19 protein-coding genes are annotated in these 17,773 nt (G+C 65.1%); 4 read left to right on the top strand and 15 right to left on the bottom strand.

What is annotated here, in order from left to right:
* Positions 1–12 precede the first annotated feature (12 nt).
* The 3 genes from K359_RS0133815 to K359_RS0133805 form a co-directional block, all read right to left on the bottom strand.
* Positions 13–753, bottom strand: coding sequence for a hypothetical protein (locus K359_RS0133815; protein ID WP_029083281.1), 741 nt, complete (start codon positions 751–753; stop codon positions 13–15).
* 115 nt (positions 754–868) lie between these two features.
* On the bottom strand, positions 869–1,810 hold the full coding sequence (locus K359_RS53725) for a S9 family peptidase (protein ID WP_051346556.1): 942 nt from the start codon (positions 1,808–1,810) through the stop codon (positions 869–871).
* 310 nt (positions 1,811–2,120) lie between these two features.
* Positions 2,121–2,897: a helix-turn-helix transcriptional regulator gene (locus K359_RS0133805; RefSeq protein ID WP_029083280.1), complete on the bottom strand. Its 777-nt coding sequence runs from the start codon at positions 2,895–2,897 to the stop codon at positions 2,121–2,123.
* A 128-nt stretch (positions 2,898–3,025) separates the two neighbouring features.
* Here K359_RS0133805 and K359_RS0133800 point away from each other — a divergent pair, with 128 nt between their 5' ends.
* Positions 3,026–4,108, top strand: coding sequence for a zinc-binding alcohol dehydrogenase family protein (locus tag K359_RS0133800; protein ID WP_029083279.1), 1,083 nt, complete (start codon positions 3,026–3,028; stop codon positions 4,106–4,108).
* A gap of 63 nt (positions 4,109–4,171) precedes the next feature.
* Here K359_RS0133800 and K359_RS53720 read toward each other — a convergent pair whose 3' ends face one another.
* The gene (locus K359_RS53720; protein ID WP_035977590.1) at positions 4,172–5,281 is read right to left on the bottom strand and encodes an AraC family transcriptional regulator; all 1,110 of its coding nucleotides are present in this window, start codon (positions 5,279–5,281) and stop codon (positions 4,172–4,174) included.
* Positions 5,282–5,304: 23 nt separating this feature from the next.
* Positions 5,305–6,228, bottom strand: coding sequence for a division plane positioning ATPase MipZ (locus K359_RS0133790; protein WP_029083278.1), 924 nt, complete (start codon positions 6,226–6,228; stop codon positions 5,305–5,307).
* A 279-nt stretch (positions 6,229–6,507) separates the two neighbouring features.
* On the opposite strand from K359_RS0133790, the gene panC reads away from it, so the two are divergent.
* Both panC and K359_RS0133780 read left to right on the top strand, forming a co-directional pair.
* Positions 6,508–7,359: a pantoate--beta-alanine ligase gene (gene panC, locus K359_RS0133785; RefSeq protein ID WP_029083277.1), complete on the top strand. Its 852-nt coding sequence runs from the start codon at positions 6,508–6,510 to the stop codon at positions 7,357–7,359.
* A gap of 68 nt (positions 7,360–7,427) precedes the next feature.
* A complete protein-coding gene (locus K359_RS0133780; RefSeq protein WP_084518593.1) occupies positions 7,428–8,180 on the top strand; it encodes a hypothetical protein in 753 nt (250 codons plus the stop codon).
* 43 nt (positions 8,181–8,223) lie between these two features.
* Here K359_RS0133780 and K359_RS0133775 read toward each other — a convergent pair whose 3' ends face one another.
* The 5 genes from K359_RS0133775 to K359_RS0133755 form a co-directional block, all read right to left on the bottom strand.
* Positions 8,224–8,664, bottom strand: coding sequence for a DUF1489 family protein (locus K359_RS0133775; RefSeq protein ID WP_024581318.1), 441 nt, complete (start codon positions 8,662–8,664; stop codon positions 8,224–8,226).
* Between the two features lie 131 nt (positions 8,665–8,795).
* Positions 8,796–9,746 (bottom strand): hypothetical protein, encoded by a 951-nt coding sequence (locus K359_RS0133770; RefSeq protein WP_029083275.1) that lies wholly within the window; start codon positions 9,744–9,746, stop codon positions 8,796–8,798.
* 153 nt (positions 9,747–9,899) lie between these two features.
* Positions 9,900–10,103: a hypothetical protein gene (locus K359_RS0133765; RefSeq protein ID WP_018272021.1), complete on the bottom strand. Its 204-nt coding sequence runs from the start codon at positions 10,101–10,103 to the stop codon at positions 9,900–9,902.
* A gap of 216 nt (positions 10,104–10,319) precedes the next feature.
* Positions 10,320–10,688, bottom strand: a complete 369-nt coding sequence (locus tag K359_RS0133760) for a YidB family protein (RefSeq protein WP_029083274.1) — start codon at positions 10,686–10,688, stop codon at positions 10,320–10,322.
* Between the two features lie 117 nt (positions 10,689–10,805).
* A complete protein-coding gene (locus tag K359_RS0133755) occupies positions 10,806–11,462 on the bottom strand; it encodes a glutathione S-transferase family protein (protein ID WP_029083273.1) in 657 nt (218 codons plus the stop codon).
* A 136-nt stretch (positions 11,463–11,598) separates the two neighbouring features.
* Here K359_RS0133755 and K359_RS0133750 point away from each other — a divergent pair, with 136 nt between their 5' ends.
* Complete coding sequence (locus tag K359_RS0133750) at positions 11,599–12,276, top strand: DUF599 domain-containing protein (RefSeq protein WP_029083272.1); 678 nt, start codon at positions 11,599–11,601, stop codon at positions 12,274–12,276.
* A gap of 14 nt (positions 12,277–12,290) precedes the next feature.
* Here the strand turns inward: K359_RS0133750 and K359_RS0133745 are convergent, their stop codons facing one another.
* The 5 genes from K359_RS0133745 to K359_RS0133725 all read right to left on the bottom strand — a co-directional run bounded on the left by K359_RS0133745 (position 12,291) and on the right by K359_RS0133725 (position 17,687).
* Positions 12,291–13,184, bottom strand: coding sequence for a hypothetical protein (locus tag K359_RS0133745; RefSeq protein ID WP_029083271.1), 894 nt, complete (start codon positions 13,182–13,184; stop codon positions 12,291–12,293).
* 134 nt (positions 13,185–13,318) lie between these two features.
* The gene (locus K359_RS0133740) at positions 13,319–13,498 is read right to left on the bottom strand and encodes a hypothetical protein (RefSeq protein WP_029083270.1); all 180 of its coding nucleotides are present in this window, start codon (positions 13,496–13,498) and stop codon (positions 13,319–13,321) included.
* 189 nt (positions 13,499–13,687) lie between these two features.
* Entirely contained in the window at positions 13,688–14,473 is a 786-nt protein-coding gene (locus tag K359_RS0133735; protein ID WP_029083269.1) for an aldo/keto reductase, read from the bottom strand.
* Positions 14,474–14,543: 70 nt separating this feature from the next.
* Entirely contained in the window at positions 14,544–15,875 is a 1,332-nt protein-coding gene (locus K359_RS0133730) for a cytochrome-c peroxidase (protein WP_029083268.1), read from the bottom strand.
* A 117-nt stretch (positions 15,876–15,992) separates the two neighbouring features.
* Positions 15,993–17,687 carry a phospholipase C gene (locus K359_RS0133725; RefSeq protein ID WP_029083267.1) on the bottom strand — a complete coding sequence of 565 codons (1,695 nt, stop codon included), beginning with the start codon at positions 17,685–17,687 and terminating at the stop codon, positions 15,993–15,995.
* Positions 17,688–17,773 lie beyond the last annotated feature (86 nt).

The following is a 17,773-nucleotide window of genomic DNA, read 5'->3' as shown; positions in this document are numbered from 1 at the left end:
GCGGCGCACCCCCTACTTCATCTGGCCGATCAGCTTCGCCGCTCCGCTTGCGGTCTTGGCCAGCTGCAATAGCGCCTCGCGGCCACCCGCGGCATAGGCCGCGGCGGCGCGCAGCAGCTCGCGGAGCTGCGCGGCTGCGCCGGGATCGAACCTGCACCATGCGCCGCCGGTCAGCCGCGCGATCTCGCGGAACGCGTGCTCGGCAGCCGCGTCGTGACCTTCCTGGAACATGAAGACCGGTACCTTGAGCAGGCCGAGCTCGCCAGCCTTGGTGCAGAGGTCGTCGACGCTCTCCTCCATCGCGTCGCCCACGAACACCAGCGCGCGCACGCCTGATCCGACCGCTTCGCGGCGCGTCTCCGACAAGACCTTGCCGATCTGGGTATTGCCGCCCTGGCAATCGATCTTGGTCATCAGCCGCGCGAGCTGCGCGCTGTCGGAGATCCAGCCGGTGGCACGGCATTCATTGAAGCCGCGGTAGTACACCAGGCGAATATCGAGGCTGCCGAGCGAGCCGGCCTCGCGGAACATGTCGGCTTGCAGCGTGCATGCCATGTCCCAGGTCGGCTGCCGGCTCATCGTGGCGTCGAGCGCGAACACCAACCGGCCGCGTGCGCCGGCGCGATGCGGCGACATCGCCCGCGCCTTCGCCACGAACGCGGCGATGTCGTTCGCGGTCGACGACGGCACGTCCGGAGTGTCGGCCGGGCGTACATCGCTTCCGGATGTCGGTTTGATTGTCTTGCCGGCCATCAGCGCTTGCCTCGTGCAGCAAACACTATGTGGGCCGCGCCATGGGATTGGTCAACGTAGCGGATCGATCAAGATCGCGGGCCCCTCTGCCCGGATGGGATCCCGGGCGGCGCCGTCAATTGGTGATCGACGGGTCCTTCTTCGTCTCGGTCTTGGTCAGCGAGAGCGACTTCTTGACCTTGTCGGTGAAGGTCTGACGCTTCTCGATCGGCACGTAGAGCGAGACGGGACCGGGCTCCAGAATCTTCGGCGGCGCATTCCTTGTGTCGACCGCCGCGACATCGCTGTCGGTATCGGCAAGGAATTTATCGAGCATCGCCTGGATCGAGTCCTTGGCCTTCTCGGGCCCGGTGTCGCGCATGTCGTTGTGCTGGAAGTTGGTGTTCACAACGGTGATGCCGGCCTTCTCGCACTCCTCCGCATCGGGAACGACGCCGGGATCAGGCTTGAACTGCGAGTCGTGGGAACGGAACGACAAAATCTTGAACCTGCCGTCGGTCATGAACGGCACGCGCAGATTGTCCAGCGTCACCACCTTCTTGATTTCGTCGGGATACTGCTTGGCGAAATACATCGCGATGTCGCCGCCATTGGAATGGCCGACCATCGTCAGCTTGCTGTAATCGGCGTTCGGGTGACGCTTCTTCATCTCCTCGATCGCGAATTTGATGTTGGTGATGCCGCGCTGATATTGCGGCAAGCGGCCGACATAGATCTCGCCGACCTTGGTCACCATCGGTCCGTCCGACGGCAGGTCGTTCTGAATGCTGATGGTCAGATAGCCGCGCGCTGCGAACACGTTCGCGAGGAAGGAATATTCGGTGAATTTGACGGTATTGCCATGATTGAGGATCGCAACCGGCAACTTGATCATGCCAGCGTCGGCCTGCATCTCCTTGTCGAAGCGCACGGCAACGTCGACTGCGACCGGCCGCTCATCGCGCGTCGGATCCTTGAACATGAGAGTTTCGTGACGGATCGCCCACTTGCTCGCGGTGAAGTAAGCCGCAGTGACCACCACGCAGAGCGAAAGCAGAACGGAAATTCCACGCTTCATGACGTCCTCAAGGCGCCCGCCTTACAGGGCTGATTTTCGCCGGAAGCTCTTCGGCCTCCTTTTTTAGAATATATGTCACAGCGCCGTGACAGGAAGTCCAAATATTGTGGCTTCGACGCCATAACGTTGTGCGCTGCACCTATAGTTTGTGCATTTGCTTCTACCGCATTGGCGCGACGGCACCGCAGCACCTCACCTGCCGGCATGCCGGATAAGGGAACGATGGCATCCCGAGTCAAACCAGATTTCGGCTGCTTTGTTCCGGCTTTTTGGCCACTCTGTGGCAAAAATCACCGGAAAACCACGGATTTCAACCGATTTCGGTGTAAATGACCAGTTTCAGGCCGGGATCGTCATTGGCCTGGAAACTGGCGTATTCGAAACGCAGCCGGCCGCGCCTGGGGTGGCTGAGCGTCTTCCGGCCGGCGACGCTGCTGCCGACATCGTGGGTTCCCCACCACGCATCGAATTCCGGGCAGCCCCCGCGCAGCCGCGTCAGCAGGTCGAGGAAGGCCGGATCTCCGGCCCAGAGGTCGTGCGTCCGGCGGAATTGGGCCACCATCCGCCGCGCCTCCTCGCCCCAGCCGGCAGCAAACAGCCGGCGGGTCTCGGGATTGGTCAGCATGCAGATCAGGGTGTTGCGCTCGCCTTCAGGCAGGCGGCCGAAGGCAAAGACGTCCTCGGCGGCCGCATTCCACGCCAGCACGTCCCATCGCCGTCCCGTGACATAGGCCGGCTGGTTGAGGCTCTCGACCGTGCGGCGGATCGCAGGCGGCACGATCTCGGCCACGAACGGCCGGCGATCGCCGTCCTTGGCGAGCGCCCGCAGATGCGCGTGCTCGGCCTTGCTCAGCCGCAGCGCCCGCGCCAGCGCGTCGATCGTGGTGGCCGACGGGCTCACCGAGCGTCCCTGCTCGAGGCGGATGTACCAGTCGACCCCGATGCCGGCGAGTTCAGCCACTTCCTCGCGGCGCAGGCCGGGCGTTCGGCGCCGCCGGCCGACCGGCACGCCGGCGAGCTTGGGCGTCAGCTTCGCTCGCCGCGATCGCAGGAAATCACCAAGCTCGCTTTGCCGTGCGGTGGCCATCCCGGGCTCCCTCTGCGTGGGTCTGATTATCCTAGGATAATACCAGGTCTTCTTCGCTGCAACGGACCGCACGATCATGCCGATCTCAGCCCAAGCGCGAGGCAAGTGCGAGACAAGGAAGAGATCAAATGAAAGCAGCAATCTTGAAGTCGTTCGGTTCGCAGCTCGCGATCGAGGAGATTCCCGCGCCGGTCATCGGCACCGGCGAAGTCGTCGTCGACGTGAACGCGACCCGCGTGCTGTCCTATGCCGACGAGGTGTTCAGCGGCGCACGCAACTACCTGCTCGAGCTGCCGGCCGTTCCCGGGCCCGGCGCGATCGGCCGGGTGCGCGCCGTCGGGCCGGACGCGACGCATCTCGTCGCGGGCGATTGGGTCTATTGCGATCCCACCTTCCGCTCGCGCGACGACTCTATCTCGCCCGACATCACGCTGCAGGGCTGGAGCGCGCGCGGCGAAGGCGGGCTGCGCCTGCAACGCCACTTCCGCCACGGCTCGTTCGCCGAGCAGACGCTGGTGCCGACCGAGAACGTCAAGCGGATCGGCAGCATCGATGCGGCCGACGCGCCGTCATGGTGCGCGCTCGGCACCTGCCTCGTACCCTATGGCGGCTTGCTGGCGGCGCGGCTGCAGCCGGGAGAGACGGTGCTGGTGAGCGGCGCCACCGGCAATTTCGGCAGCGCCGGCGTCGCCGTTGCGCTCGCGATGGGCGCCGCCTGCATCGTTGCGCCAGGCCGTAACGAGAAGGTGCTGGCCGATCTGGTCCGGCGGTTCGGACCGCGCGTGCGCCCGGTCAAGCTCAGCGGCAACGAAGACGACGATCGCCAACGCATGCGGAAGGCTGCACCGGGGCCGATCGACTGCGTGCTGGATTTGATGCCGCCGTCGGTCTCGACGACCACCGTCCGCGCCGCGATCATGACGGTGCGCCCTTACGGACGGGTCGTGCTGATGGGTGGTGTCGGCATGCAGGGCGGACCCGGGCTCGACCTGCCCTATCCCTGGATCATGCGCGAATGCATCAGCATTCACGGTGTCTGGATGTATCCGCCGGAGGCCACCTTCGGGCTCGTCAACCTCGTCCGCGCGGGCCTGTTGCAACTCGATCAGTTCGAGGTGACGACCTTCGATCTCGATCACGTCAACGACGCTGTGGCACATGCGGCCGCCAATGGCGGGCCGTTCCGGATGACGGTGCTGGAGCCGAACTGAAACGCGTCAGGAATAAGAATCGAGCCACAAGCGCATCAATGCGTCACTCGGCTGGCCGATACCTCAGTCCGGCTGGCCGATTCCTCGGACGTCATCCGGTTCGAGCGGGTCGGACGCGTGCTTTGCCAGCGCGAGCCGTCTGAATTCAGTCGGTGTCACGTCGGTGGCCGCCTTGAAGGCCCGATTGAACGGGCCGACCGACTGGAATCCGGCATCCATGGCGATGGTCAGCACAGGCACTTGCTTTTGCCCGGGGTCGGCCAGGGCCGCCTTGGCTTCATCGATCCGGTAGCCATTGAGGAAGGCATTGAAGTTGCGGTGCCCGAGCCCTTCATTGATCAACTGCCGCAGCCGGTATTCCTGAACGCCGAGCTCTGCGGCCAGCGCGCCGATGGTCAGTCCTTCACGCCGATAGGCGCATTCCACGGTCATCAGCCGCTGCAACCGGCGCAGCAATTCGGCGTCGACCGCGGACGGCTTATCCTCTCCAGGTGCCACAGCACTGGTCTCGCCCGGAACCCTGTCCGTGGTAGGCAGAAACGCGGATGCCTGCTGCATTCTGGCCGCCTGAAACAGGCTCCATCCACTGAGGCTCAGCAGCACCCAGAGCCCAACCGCGTTGGCGATGCTCCAAACGGAGGAGCCGAACGCGGGCCAAAGGCCGTGAAAAAAACCCGCGAGGCTATAGGTCACCGCGCCGACCAGGACGACGGCGCGCAACCGCCGTCGTCCCGCCACCAGGTCCAGGCGCCACGTCGGGAGTATCTGCGCCGCAGCCAAGAGAGCGAGGCCGAGATAGACCAACGACAGCGGTTGATCGAGGTCACCTCTGAGCACGGTTCTTGCGGGCCAGACGTCAAACAGTTGCGCGCCGGGAATGGCGACCAGCAAGGCACCATGCCAGGGCCGCAGCACGAAATCGTCATCGAAGGTCGCGCGCGCCCAGAGCCAGAGCAGGACCGCCCCGCTGCTGGACAGAGCGGCCAGGATCAGGCTCCAATATGGCCATGGCCGCGGAAATCCCGGCGCTGAGGAAATCGCTGATGCCGCGACGGCGACCAGCAGGGCGGCGCTCAGGCGCGCCGGCGTGTCCCTGCGGTCGCGCAGCAACACGCCGGCGATCAGCAACGACAATCCGACGGCCGCGCCCCGACAACCCAGATCGATCGCCATCAACGCGCTGCTGCTCACGATCGCTAGCTGCCGATGATGTCGTGGACTTCCAGCGGCTTGTCGACCTGGCTGAACCATTCCGCCCGGTTGGCGGCCCGGCGGCGGCCGCGCTCGTCGAGCGGCAGCTTGAGCTGGCGTAATAGGCCCATCACCTCCTCGCGCGCGGTGACGTGCCCGAGATTCGGGCGGGTGCCGAGCGTCGCCTCGTCGATGTCGTCGAGCGCCGTCAGCCCGCGCGGGAAGAATTCTCGATAGACCACCCGCTCGGCAAAGCCGTCGACCGAACGGAACCCGAGTTGCAGCGACAGCTGCTTCAGGCCGTCGGCGACCAGCTGCTTGTTGCGCGAGCCGAGCATCGACAGGCGGTTGCGCACCACGATCCAGTCGGTCGAGGCGCCGTCGAGCTGGCGCCGTTTGCGTCTGGTGTCGCGCACCATCTCGGCATAGTGGCTCTCGCCGGTGACCGCGTAGGTCGCGGCATCGACGGTGCCCAGGACGTCGAAATCGAGGAAGCTGTCGTTGATCGGCGTCACCAGCGTATCGGCCATCGAATGCGCGAGCCGCATCAGGTAGCTGTCCGAGCCCGGCGTATCGATGACGATGAAATCATGGGCGCGTTCCACGGCGCTCACCGCCGCCATGAACTGCAGGAATTCGGCGTTCTCGTTCTCCTCGATCTGCATCGTCTCGCCGTACTTGATGCAGTGGTGCGCCGGGAGCTCGAGATCGAGCCCGGAGCGCCGCGCCCAGGCCTGGCGATTATTGATGTAGCGGGTGAAACTTTGCTGGCGGCAATCAAGATCGATGCTGGCGACGCGCTGTCCGGCCTTCAAGAGCGCGACCGCGATATGCAGGGCGGTGGTCGACTTGCCCGAACCACCCTTCTCGTTGCCCAGCACGATGACATGTGCGGAGCCGGACTGACCCTGACTAGCCTGCACCAACATGATTCAAACCCCGGCAATGATCTTCAAATCGCGCACGGCTGCGGTCAAGTGAAATGCATCACCGCGAGAGGAAATCAGTTGCAGCCGTCCTTAATGATGAATCGATCAGGCAAGATGGCTGCGTCGATCGGCGGCATGACTGCGTGATCCACGCGCGTCCGGGATCGGGTAAGGCTGGTCGCGACACGGCGGTTTGCCGATAGCGGTGCGGACTTGGTAAGCTGCGCCACCCGCCGAACCGCAAACATCCCACCCCGATCGCCCACGAGTTGAGACCAGATGCCGAGAAATCCCACCGTCGTCCGTACCGTCCCTGCCCTTCGTCGCGCCGTCGACGCCTTCCGCGCCAAGAAGGCGGCCGTCGCGTTGGTCCCAACCATGGGAGCCCTCCATGACGGCCATGTGTCGCTGGTACGGCTTGCCAAGCGCCGCGCCAAGCGGGTCGTCGTCTCGATCTTCGTCAACCCGACCCAGTTCGCGCCGACGGAAGATTTCGGCTCCTATCCGCGCACCTGGAAGGAAGACGTCGCCAAGCTCGCCGCCGAAGGCGTCGACCTGATCTGGCATCCGGAGGTGAAGGCGATGTATCCGGACGGCTTCGCCACCCGGATCGTGCCGGAGGGTCCGGCCACCGCCGGACTCGAGGATCGCTTCCGGCCGCATTTCTTCGGCGGCGTGGCCACCGTGGTCGGCAAGCTGTTCACCCAGGTCCGGCCGGACGTTGCGATCTTCGGCGAGAAGGATTTCCAGCAGCTCCGGGTCGTCACCCAGATGGCTGTTGACCTCGACCTCGGCGTCAAGGTGATCGGGTCCAAAACGGTGCGCGAACGCGATGGCCTCGCGATGTCCTCACGCAACGTCTACCTCTCGGCGGAGGAACGGCGCACCGCCCCCGAGCTGCATCGGGTGATGAAAGAAACGGCAGGCCGCCTGCGTGCCGGCGAGGACACCGCAACCGCGATGGCCGCCGGCGCCGCGCTGATCACCAAGGCGGGCTTCGTGCTCGATTATCTCGAGGTTCGTCACGCCGCCTCGCTGGCGCCGATCGGTTCGCTGAAGGAAGGCCCGATGCGGATGCTGGTGGCGGCACGGCTCGGCAGCACGCGCCTGATCGACAACATCGCGGTGTAGCCATGCTGGGTTGAGCTTGCTCCCCTGCCGCGACGCAGGGATGATCGCGCCTTTCAGGGGCGGTCGGAATGAACAATCTTTACAGGCTAGGCATTCTTCTCGGTATCGCGCTGCTGACCACCGGCCTGGCGCAGGCTCAGACCCGGCCGCCAGTCGGCGGGGTCAATTCGTCGCCCGGCGCGATGATCTTCTATGTCGCGCATGGCGCACTCGATTCGTGCGGCCCCGGCTGCTCGGACTGGATCGCCGCCGAGGGCGTCGTGCAATGGGACACCTACAAGCGGCTGCTGGCGATCCTCGACCGCCAGGCCGGGCACAAGCTCCCTGTCGTGATCAATATCAAACAGGGGTCCGACCTCACCGTCGCTGCCAGCCTCGGCCGGATCCTGCGCGGTCGCGGCATCGACGCCGCGGTCGCGGCGACCGAGGTCGAGGCCTGCAACGGGAAATCCGACGCGGACTGTTTTGCACTGAAACGCCCTGGCGGCCCGCTGGATGCGAAGGAAAAGCTCTCCGATGTCCCCTGCGAGCTTGCCTGTGTATTGGTGCTTGCAGGCGGCGTGCATCGCAGCCTGCCGCCCGGCAATCGCGTCGTCCTGACCGCCAGAATGGCGATCACCAACCGGCTCGCGCCCAACGTCTCGGACGAGCACCGCGAAAGCCTGACCTCGATCTTCACCGATCAGTTCCGGCGCTATCTCGGCGAGATGGGGATCGATCACGAACTGCTCGACGTCACCGTCAACAGAGCGGGTGGCCGCTATGTCGAAATCCCGGCATCCGAATGGGGCCGGCTGCATCTCGTGACGCAGTCGCAGTGATCCTCGGCAGCCGCCGTCCGATTGCTTACAGCAATCCGATTGTTCAGAGCAATCCGAGGTCGCGCAGCTCGCGGCGCATCGGCTCGGGCATCGATGCCACGCTGGCCGCGCTCGATTTGGTGAGATCTGCCGGCGCAGAGTCCGCGGTCAGATAACGCCAGCCCTGGAACGGCCGCATCGGCCGCGGCGAAACCGCGATCACCTTGGGCTGCATCACCAGCCGGCAGCGTCCGATGCCGTCCTTGTCGCGGAACGGCTCGATGGCGATGATCTTCTCGCGCGCGGCGATCTCGCCGCGGATCACCCAATAGAGCGAGCCGCCGGCAAGGAGCTCCTCCTCGCGCTTCGGCGTCATCCGCGTGATGTGGACGTGACGGAGCGGCAGGCCCTTTTTCTTCGCGGTCGCCATCCGTTCGGCGACCCAGCCCTTGAGTTCCTTGACGGAGTCGCAACCGACGGCGAGCTTGATGAGATGAAGCGGCATGTGCCGGATGTAGCGGCCGGCGCGCGCTTTGAAAAGGGAGCGCTATCCGCGGCGGTGGATATCGGGACTTACTGCGCGAAACAGTGCAATGGCGACGGCTGAGGCCGCCGTCATCGCGCTCATCGTCACGCTTATTCCTGGCCCTCGGCCGCCGCCGGCGCACTCGCAGCGGCGGGTGCCGGCGCGGGCGCGGCGGCAGCCGGCGCGATCTGGACCGGGCGCTTCGCCGCCGGTGGCCGCTTCGGAGCGGCAGGCGGCGCGGCGGCAGCACGGGCGGCCGGCGGCGGAGCCGCGGCACCCGGCTTCGCCGACGGTTCAGGCGTCATGATGCTGACCGGCGGCGTCGACGCCGCGCTCGGGAACTCGGCGTTGGTTGGCCTGCCCGTGGGAATCGACTGCGGCAGCGCCGCGACCAGACCGGCGGCCGACGGCTGGCCAGCGGGCGCGTTCCACGACGAGGCGTAGCGCGTGACCAGGTTCTCGTAGGTGCGCTCGTTCATGTTGGCGATGATCTGATGATTATCGCCGAGCGAGCGGAACGCGGGGCACGCGGTCGGTGTGCAGTGGTCGCGCGCCATCAGCGCGTAGGCGACCAGGCCGTAACGGTCATGCTCGATGGCGCGGCGCAGTGCCTGCAGCTCGGTGGTCGAGTTGCGCTCCGCCGCGGCGAGGTCGCCGAGCGCGGTCAGGCGCGAGACCTGGGCCGCCGCATAGCTGACTGCCGCCGCCGCGGTATCCGATGCGCCGAACAGCACCTTCTCGCAGGCATTGAGAACGGCATCTCCGGCGAGGTCGTCGACGCAGGCCAGCGCCGGCACCGTCTGGCCGGTCAATTGCGCGGTGCGTGTCTCGGCCGGCGACGCCGTTCCGCCCTGCCCGAAGCCGCGGATCGTCGCGGCGACCGCAACCGCGATCGACAGCAGCGTGATGACGGTCAGCGCGCCGTTGGCGACGGATTTTTCCGCGCGCAGCAGCGTGACCAGAACGACCACCCCAAAGAACCCGGCGGCGGCCAAGGTCAGCCACATCGGGAAGGTCGGCGAGCGCCACACCTGATCCAGCGAAGTCCAAGCCCAGTTCATGCGCGATGTCCCTCAACGCAGCGTAAGCACAATCGGCGATGGCCAACGCCGCCACCCCGGCACTCGACCTTCAGCAGAATGTGTCTGCGAACAGGGCCTTTTGACGGCGACGGCGCGGAACCCGCTCCAGCCACCGGCTTGCGCACAACTCCGTCAGGACAGCGCGAGCTGACTCTCCTTGGCCACCCGTTCGAACGCTTCGGTCGAGCTCTTGATTCGATACTGGCAGTCGTCACCATCGGTCGGCAGCAGGCGGATCACCTGGTAGGTGCCGCTCGCGGCGGGGCGCGCCACATTGCTGGCCGTGAAATAGACGGTCTCGCCAATCGAGTACTTATGCTTCAACGCCCTCTCCATTTTCTTAGAGATTGCTGGCTGAGCTGACAGTCCCGATAGCTCTGGCCGGCATTTTGAACCCTGCGGCAACCTAGCACAGGGCAGGGCTCAAAATCCAGCAACATTGGGGCATGGCGAAGGTGCGGTTTTTGCAGGTTTTTCAGGGCGATAGGCAGCAATTTATGTGCCAGCCAGAAATTGCCCGCAGACCCGGCCGAAACCGGGTTCCACCGTCCCTCAGGCGGTATGCGGCAGCTTGCCGTTGGGGCTCGCGCTGTCGACCGCCGTCGGCAGTTGCTGGGCCAGCACCTTGGACAGTTCGTCGACCGGAATGTTGAACTTGGCGGCAAGCTGCCTGACGGTGTCGCTGCCGAGCACCTCCTGAAGCTGTTCGGCCGTGATCGGCAGGTTCTGGCCGGTGCCGATCCAGGATTTAACCTGCTCACCAAGCCCGGCTTGCTGGAGCTTGGCGACGATCGCCGACAATCCGCCCTGCCCGCCATTGCCCATCACCTCGCCGAGCACGACTGGGATCACCGTTGCCCCGAGCTGGCCAAGCATGCCCTTCAGCTCCGGCGAGTTCTCCAGGGAATCCAGAATGCCCATGGTCTAAGTCCTTTCACGACTTGCAAAACCGGTCGTTCGGATTCGACGCCTTCGGCCCCGCGGCGTCAAGCCGCGATCTTTGCCGCCGCTGTCACATTTCGGAAGCGCAAGACGCAGTCAGGCGTCCTCGAATCGATCGATCCGCAGCGTCTCGGCAAGGCCGTCTCGCGTCCATTCCTGGAACGCCGGCAGCGACATCATCGCGTCGACATAATGCTGCGCCTCGACCTTCACCGGGATTGCATAGGTGCGGAAGCGATGCACTACGGGGGCGTACATCGCGTCCGCCCCGGAGAAGGCCCCGAACAGGAACGGGCCCTCTTTGCCGTAGCGCGCATGGCACTCGGCCCAGATCTCCTGGATCCGCGCCACATTGGCGCGCGCATCGTCCGACAGCGCGACAGCGCGGATCGGCCGGTGCAGGTTCATGCCGCACTCGCTGCGCAGCGGCACAAAGCCCGAATGCATTTCGGCCGAGATCGCACGGGCATGCGCGCGCGCGGCGCGATCCGATGGCCACAGCTTCGACTCGGGAAATCTTTCGGCGAGATATTCGATGATCGCCAGCGAATCCCACACCGCGACGTCGCCGTCGATCAGCGTCGGCACCTTGCCGGCCTTGCTGAAGCTCAGGATGCGGTCCTTGTCGGCCTTGTTGTCGGTGTAGAGCGGAATGAAGACTTCCTCGAACGGGATGGCGTTGGCGCGCAGCGCCAGCCAGGGCCGCATCGACCATGACGAATAGTTCTTGTTGCCGATGACGAGCTTGAGCATGTCCGGAGAATCCTGTTGCCACCGCATTTTGCCATAGTGCATTGCACGCGTTCAACCTGTACATGACGCGGAACGCCGCGCGGCGCGGCAGCCGCGCATTGACGGAGGCAGCCGCGCGTTCACGAAGGAAGGCACCATGACCGGCTATTGGGCCGACATCCTGGCCGTCAGCTTCTTCGCGCTGGAATGGCTGGTCTACGCCATCACACTGGAGCACAGCGCCTATGGGCGCGACAGCCTGTCGGCGCGGATGCATGTCTATCGCGAGATCTGGGTGCGCAATCTGCTCAACCGCGAGGCGCGGATGGTCGATATGCAGATCATGGCCAGCTTGCAGAACGGCACCGCGTTCTTTGCCTCCACCAGCCTGATCGCGATCGGCGGCGGGCTGGCGCTGCTGCGCGCCACCAACGACGCGCTCGCGGTGCTCGGTGCATTGCCGGTCAACCTCTCGCCCTCGCCCGCGCTGTGGGAGATCAAGTGCATCGGGCTGATCCTGATCTTCATCTACACGTTCTTCAAATTTGCCTGGGCCTATCGCCTGTTCAACTATGTCGCGATCCTGTTCGGCGCGATGCCGCCGGCCGGCCAGCGCGACACGCCGGAGGCCGAGGCCCACGTGGTCCGCACCACGCGGCTGTTCGAGACGGCGGGCCGGCACTTCAACCGCGGCCAGCGCGCGTTCTTCTTCGCGCTCGCCTATCTCGGCTGGTTCGTCAGCCCCTGGGTGCTGTTCGTCACCACCGCCGCCGTCGTGATCGTGATCTGGCGCCGGCAGTTCGCCTCGAATGCCTGGCAGGCGATGGGAAGCTGACGCTCGTCCCTGCCCTACGACGCGAAGTCGCGCGGCGTGAAGTCGAGGTCGAGCACCTTCCATTCGCCGTAGCGATCCCTGGGCAGCATCGCGTAGGGCTGGCAGGCCTCCAGCGCATCGGTCGCGCTCTTCAGCAACAGCGGCCCCTTGGCCGACGCGCTGGCCTCGATCAGCAAGGGCGATGAGGCGAGCTTGCCGTCGGGCTTCATGAACACCCTGAGCTTGACCCTGACGTCGTCGGCACTGCTCAGCGTCGGCGGCAGCTTCATGCAGCTCTTCAGATGACGGCGGAATTCGGCTGCTACGCTGGAGCCGACGTCGGCCTTCTCGGTCGCCGCCGCGTCGAAATTGTCCTTGCCGGGTCCGGGGCCGGCCGGCGCGTCGGCGGGGGCCTGCACGGAGATATCGGGCGGCAGCCCGAGCATGACGTTGTATTTGACCGAGAGATCAGGTTCGGGCTGCACATAGGCGGGTGATGCCTGCGGAGCCGGTTGCTGCGGCATCGGTGGAGGCGTCGGCGGCGCGGGCGGCACGGCCGCCGCCGTCTGCTGCGGCGACGGGCTGGGCTTGGGCGCCGGTGGCGTCGGCTGCTTCTGCGCGGGCTGCGGCGCGTTCTGTTGCGGCTGAGGTGCAGGCGTCTGCGCGGAGGGCTCCGGCTTGGCGGTGTCGATCGGCTTGTCGAGCGACGGCAATTGCAATTCGGGCGTCGGCGACGGGCTCGGCACCGGTTCGGGCTCGGTCTTGATCTCGGACTTGGCCGCCTCCTGCGGCGTCACGATCTCGACCGGCACCGTGTCAGCGGCGACGGGATCGAACTGATGGACCTCCGAATAAAGGAAAATCAGCGCGAGCAGCATCAGGTGTACGAACACCGACGCCATCAGATCCGCGTTTGGCCGAAACTTCATCCCACTCGATCACGTCGTGATGCTCCCCTGCCCGGCACCATAGCGGGCAATCAGGACCGGCCTCAATCCCATTCTGGTTCGGGCGGCGGATTCCGGCGGGGAGCCACCGCCCATCATCAGCGCGCAGCAACGTCTCAGTAGCACGCGCGGTTGCGTGTCCTGCAGGGCCGGTTGTTGGCTTGCCCGGTCGTTTGCCCGGCCTTCTTGGCACCGGCCTTCGGCGGGTTCTGCTGGGCGACCGCATCAGTCACTAAAAGCGGCGCCGTTACAGCACCCGCGAACAGAATACTCAAGAGAACGACTATGATTTTCATCGAAACCTCCCTTGAAAATGTCGGCCGGGAAAATCGGGCAAAAGAGATCGGCCGCAGCAAGGCGAACGGAAAAGGATTTCGAAGTCAAGGTATTTTGGAACCAGAGATTGCAAGCAGGGCCGAAGACCAGTCAGGCGATGCAGCGGGTCACCCGGTGGCCGGGCAACGCGCCCATGCGCAATGCGCCGACTATCGCGCGTTGCCGCTGCCGATTGCCGAAATCTCGCGCATGTCTTCATCCGACAATTCGAAATCGAAGATGCCGATGTTTTCCTGGAGCCGCTCGAGCTTCGAGGTGCGCGGGATCGCGGACACATTCTGTTGCAGCAACCAGCGCAGGCAGACCTGGGCGGCGGTCTTGCGATAGCGGTCGCCGATCCGCCCCAGCGCACGGTCGCCCTTGACCCGCCCCTTCGCGATCGGGCTGTAGGCGACGAAGCCCATGCCATGGCGCGCGCAGGCTGAGATCACATCGGTCTGGTCGAGATAGGGATGGTACTCGGACTGGTCGCAGGCGAGCGGCTCGGGGCACGCCGCCACGGCCTCCTCGATCAGCGCCACGCTGAAGTTCGACACGCCGATATGCCGCGCCAGTCCCGCCTGCTTGACCCGCGCCAGCGCGCCGAGCGTCTCGGCCAGCGGCACATGCGGATTGGGCCAGTGCAGCAGCAGCAGGTCGACCTCGGTCAGGCGCAGCCGCGCCAGGCTCTCCCTGGCGGAGCGTTCGAGATCCTTTGCCATGAAATGCGTGGTCCAGACCTTGGTGGTCACGAACACATCGTCGCGCTTGACGCCGGAGGCGCGCAGTCCCTCGCCCACCTCGCGCTCATTGTCATAGATCTGGGCGGTGTCGATGTGGCGATAACCGAGCCGCAGCGCCTGCTCGACGATGCGCGCGCAGACCCGCCCGCGCAATTCCCACGTGCCGAGCCCGATCGCGGGGATGCTGGCGCCGTTGCCTTCGACGACTTTCATCCGCCCATTATGCGCGCGTGACGACAGCCTGCCAACTCACGTATCGGTTCCGCAGGCGGTCGCGGCGGGCTTACCGCTCCACCTGATAGCCGTCGGTCAGCGTCTTCAGGAAGGCGATGACGTCGGCTTCCTCCTGCGCCGTCATCGCAGGCGTGTCGCCCAAATGGCGCTCGAACGGCGGATCGCTGACGTCGACATTGCCATGGTATTTCCCCGGCAGGTCGTCGTATTTGCGTACTGTTCCGTCGGCTGCACGGGGATACACCTTCTCCGGATTGGTATCGCGGAAATTATAGAAATCGAGCACCTGCTCGAGGCTGCTAAAGACACCGTTGTGGAAGAAGGCGCGGCGCGTTGCGGTGTTGCGCAAGGTCGGCGTCAGAAACATCCCGCAATATTGCGTCTGCTCAGCGACGTCGGTGCGCTGCGGACCGCAGACCCCGAGATCGAAATAATTGGCATCGGCGTTGCCTGCGAGCGCGGCATTGCGCGGCGCGCCGAGCGCCTCGTACTGATGGTCGGTGAACAGCGGCGGCAGGCCGTCACGGGTCGGCGCCGAGGTATGGCAGCCGGCGCAATTGGCCTTTTCCGGATCGTTGAACAATTGCAGGCCGCGCAGCTCGGTCTCGCTCAGCCGCGCCTTGCCCTCCAGCCAGTAGTCGAACTTGCTGGTGTAGGGATGGAAGCTCACCTCCTCCACCTGATAGCGCGCCACCGCGAACATCGCCTCCGCGACCAGGAGCCGCCTGTTGTCGAAGATGCCGGCGCCGAACAACTCGACGAAGCGCTTGGCGTAGGGCTCGCCGCGCAACTTGTCGGCCACGATGTCGAGGCTGCCGCCATCCATCTCATTGGGGTCGAGCAGCGGCATGATCGCCTGATCCTGCAGCGTGTCGGCGCGGCCGTCCCAGAACAGGCCGCCCTGCGGCACGATGTTCGCCGCCGACGCGGCGGTCGCGGTCGCGGTCTTCTTCGCGCGCGCGGCTTGCTGGCCGATTGCTGCCATCTGCGCGAGGTCGACGACGTTGTCGTCTTCGTCCTTCTCGGGGCCGATGCTGAAATTCGGGTGACGTTCGAGATAGGTCAGCGACGGAACGGCGCGCGCGCCCTGCCGCTGCAGCGTGCGGCCGCCGAGCATCACCGGTCCGTCATTGGGCGGCCCGTAGGCGTGGTCGGGGCTGTGGCAGGAGGCGCAGGACAACGCGCCCGACGACGACAGCGACGCGTCGTAGAAGATCTCGCGGCCGAGCTGCGCCATGGAAGAAAGCGGCGCGACGGGCGGCCGCCTGAGCTGCACCGGGTTCGGATTTGTCCCCGGGAGTCCTTGGGTCTCGACTGCCGCAACGGCGCCGGCCATGGAGAGCAGGCCAGCGCCGAGAAGCCAAAGAGTGCGGCCGTTCATACCAGGTCCAGTGTCGTTAGGGCGCTTTCGCGCAAACTGGGGACCAGTTCGCGCGAGTAAAACGCATCAAGACCGTAAGCAGAGCTTCGGTTCTGACTGGATCAGAACCGAAGAGCTTTAGTGATGATGGTGATCATCCGGCGGGCTGACGATGACCGTGCCGGCCGTCGGATCGAGGAACAGCGCGTCCTGCCGGTACTCGTGGTCCTGGCCGTGGCCGCGATCGAAGTCAAACATGTCAGCGATCGATTCGACGCTGTCGTCGAATGCGCCGCCGCCAAGACGCTGGCCGTGCAGCCAGTTGTCTTCGATGAAGCGAACCACGGAGGCCTGCGAGATGCGGGTGTGGCTGACGAAGTTCCTCTTGGCGAAGGGCGAGATCACCAGGAACGGAACGCGCGTGCCCGGCCCGCAGCGGCCGTTCACCGGCTTGCCGTCGAGGCCCTTCGGCTGCGTCTGCTTGCCGATACCGCGGCCGCACTGGCCGGGACCGTTGATTTGATCGGCGGTCGGATCATACGAGGCGCTGGTCGGCGCAACGTACTGGTGGTCGTACCAGCCGTCGGAGTCGTCATAGGTGATGATGACCGCGGTCTCGCCCCACTCCTTCTGCTTCTGCAGGAAGTTGATCAGCTCGACATTGCCGGCCTGCTCGTCGAGCGGATCGGAGTTGCCGGGATGACCGTCCTGATAGGCCGGCATCTTGATGTAGGAGACGGCCGGGAAGTTGCCGGCTTTCACCGAGGCGTAGAAGTCGTCGAGATCGTAGGCGTGATTGGCCGGATCGACAGTCTTGCTGCCAGGAACGTAGGTGTGGCCGACGGCGTTCACCGAGCTCGGCCGCGCATGGGTCGGGTTGGCGGTCGACTTGTAGTACTGGAACCAGGCGTGATGCGGGATGTAGTCCACGATGGTGCCGTTGACGTTGCTCGAGAAGGTGCTGCGGCCGCAGTTGGTGGTGCCGTTGGTGTTCTTGAGCGTCAGGTCGAAGCCGCCCATGAAGCTGCCCCAGCTGATCTGCTCGGCATTGAGCAGGTCGCCGATGTTCTTGCTGGTCATCAAGACCTGGCTGGTCGTGCTCGAGCAGGAGTCGTAGGCAGGATCGGTATCACCGATCAGCGTCAGGCCGCCCTGGCCATCGGCGATCGACGATGACGTGCCGACGATGTTCTGCGCACCGTTGGTCTGGCCGGAAACCACCTCGAGCGCGCCGGGCGTCGACGGACCAAAGGTGTCGGTCCAGTGATTGTCGCTCATCGCGAAGTTCTGGGCGTAATTCCAGAACGCGGTGACGGTGTTGCCGTCGAAATAACCCATCACCTGCCCGTTGGTGCCGAAGGCGCCGACGCCGCCGGCAGTGCCGCGCCCGGTGAATTCCGGAAACAGATCTTCCTTGCCGTTGTCGACCGCCTGCTGCTCGGGCGTGTAGGAGTGGTTCTGCGAGCGCGTGTTGGCCTGGGTGCGGTCGAGACGGAACGGATTGGTCGCGCCGGTGCCGTTGGCCGGATTGAGGTTCGGGTTGTTGGTCAACAGATTGGCGTTGGCGAGATTGTTCACCTTCGGCGTATGCGGCTTCGCAACGAAGGGAATCGAGCCCGACGGATTCGTCGCCTTCGGGTAGGTCGCGAAGTAATGATCGAACGAGCGGTTCTCGTTGAAGATGACCACGAGATGCTTGATCGGCGTGGCGGTGTGAATGTCGTGCGGATGACGATGATCGCGGTCGTGATCATCCTGCGCGGCGGGAGCGCTGCTCGCGATCGCCGCGGCGACCACACAGAATCCGACCGTTGAAAGGAATTTCGCCTTCACTTCTTGCCCCATTTTTTAAGGATTTATGACGTCAACGTGCGACACATTAGCCAGCGCGCGTAACAGCTCTGTGTCGGTTTTGCGAT

Source organism: Bradyrhizobium sp. th-b2, assembly GCF_000426785.1.
Lineage (GTDB): Bacteria > Pseudomonadota > Alphaproteobacteria > Rhizobiales > Xanthobacteraceae > Bradyrhizobium > Bradyrhizobium septentrionale.
This window is presented reverse-complemented; position numbering and strand designations above follow the sequence as displayed.